Origin of the sequence: Duganella sp. Root1480D1, from assembly GCF_001427305.1 — a bacterium.
GTDB lineage: Bacteria > Pseudomonadota > Gammaproteobacteria > Burkholderiales > Burkholderiaceae_D > Rugamonas.
Window position 1 is genome coordinate 1 of record NZ_LMFZ01000039.1, and the last position, 1,965, is coordinate 1,965.

The 1,965-nt window shown below is 52.7% G+C and carries 1 protein-coding gene; it reads right to left on the minus strand.

Annotated elements, in window-relative coordinates; genetic code table 11:
* Window positions 1-63: 63 nt before the first annotated feature.
* The gene (locus ASD58_RS22935) at window positions 64-861 is read right to left on the minus strand and encodes a DNA primase small subunit domain-containing protein (protein WP_057263544.1); all 798 of its coding nucleotides are present in this window, start codon (window positions 859-861) and stop codon (window positions 64-66) included.
* Window positions 862-1,965: the final 1,104 nt, after the last annotated feature.

Here is a 1,965-nt window from a genome sequence, read left to right on the forward strand (position 1 = left end):
ATGGACATTCTTTGAACAGCATGGAGGTAGACCAGCACACATTGAAAAAAGCAGCTTGAACTATCAAATTAGGCGACAACTAGCTTGAAAATTTCCGAACACGCTACGGCCAAGTTCACGCGGATACTTTTGCAGGGGAAGTGCAATCAGATTGCCAAATCCACCCTTTGGCATCGTATCCTGATTAGGGAACAAGCGGTCGTAAGACGACAGTTTTAGCTGCCTCGTTCTCGCACACGTTGCACTTATTAGGGCGGCGCCAAGCCGCCTGGCATCTCTTGCCGGGGTTGGGCTTGCGAAGAAAAGCCACAAATGTGCGCCATTTCCGGACCGTGAAATTTCGAGGGCTGCCGGAAGTTTGTTCAACGCGCATGTCTGCATTACTGCTCGGGCGTCTTCACGCCACTCGTCATCGTCAAAATCGATCGCAAGAAAGTAGCACCTGTCATCCGCGAGAAGCGGATACACGCCGACAGTGGTCTCGCCCTTCAAGTGGCGAGTAATCGTGTGCTCCGTGACAGGGATATACACACTGTGCTCGCATTCACTACACTTGATCCTGGGCTTCTCGCACACGCCGCGCCGCCACTCGTTCGCGCAGGCCGGCGAGTAACCCGCCTTACCGCTCTGCTGGCTCTCCCAACGTATCGGGTACACGTCATCCCGGCCATGAAACAGGCGCCGGAAGATCTTGACCTTTGCGTCCGGTGCCAAGATGTTGGAACCCGCCTGTGCAGCAAGCTTGGCGACAGGTGCAGCGATCAAGTGCTGTGGCAAAGCGATACCGTGCGCCGCAAGTAGCGCCTTTAGCTCGAGGTTTTCAGCACGCAAGCGTGCAACTTCCGCTTCAGAGATTGACATACAGGGATTGCGTTTGAAAATAGTGTCACGCGAATTATAAATTGCCGCAGCAGGACCTTCAGTCGGATTGTTGATGCGCGGACGTCTCGGGAACCACGTCAGCAGGAAGGGGGCGCAGCAAGTCGGTGACGAATTCGTGGGCCGGCTGCCCGTGGGCGACCAATTGCGGCGTTGCCGGCGCTAGCAATTCGTTCTCCCAAACTTGGCCTGGCTTTCCAAGGCGGAATCGGCTTATCGGCTCGATTTAGGAAGAATTGGCCCAGAACATCGAGCAAGCAGTTGAATACAACCATACATGTGGTTCATGCGAACAGGCCTAACATGACCAGAATCACGCCAATGACAAACCCCGCTATTTCTAGCATCGCGATTGACGCATGTTCGGGCACCCAGTTCTTAGGCCGAGACTGGAAAAGCGTCCCGTAAGCGAAAGGGAGCATCAGGACAATTCCAGTGATGGTTGTCGTATTCACGATTTGCCGACTTCCAATTGAATACTTACTCATCATATTCCTATTCCCTTGCGAACGTATAGATCAGCCTATCGTACAGGGGCAGTGCGATAGTTCCTTCAAAACCTGGAATCAAGTCAATGCGGTCAAGGTAGAATCAGAGAAGCCATCAAATGACCTCGGGGTACCGTTACAGCGTGCCCGCTTTCAGGAGGGCGAAATGCAGAGCCAAGCCCAAGACCGCCGAGATTCCCAACCTGAATTGCCTGAAGGCTTGATTCGGCGACACGATGCGACGAGTCTTGTCCGGACCGCGTTGCTTATGCAGCGTGAGGCAAGCGCAGAGAAAGCCTCCGCATTCCTGCAAGCATCTGGCATATCGGACGATGTGATTGTACGAGTGTTACCGCAAGGACTAGTGCGCGAGCAGGACCTGATTCCCCTGGGCCTAATCAGTCGTAATCCAGATGGTACCTGCCTATGACTATCGGGTGAGTTAGAATCATTTTTAACTGGGCAGTGATATCTCAACAGTCCATGCTTTTACCCTGGAACGGAAATTTTCAAGCTAGTTGTCGCCTAATTTGATAGTTCAAGCTGCTTTTTTCAATGTGTGCTGGTCTACCTCCATGCTGTTCAAAGAATGTCCATT

Excerpts from the sequence above, each read along its gene's own strand:
- ASD58_RS22935 (WP_057263544.1), bottom strand. The coding sequence starts at position 861 with ATGTCAATCTCTGAAGCGGAAGTTGCACGCTTGCGTGCTGAAAACCTC.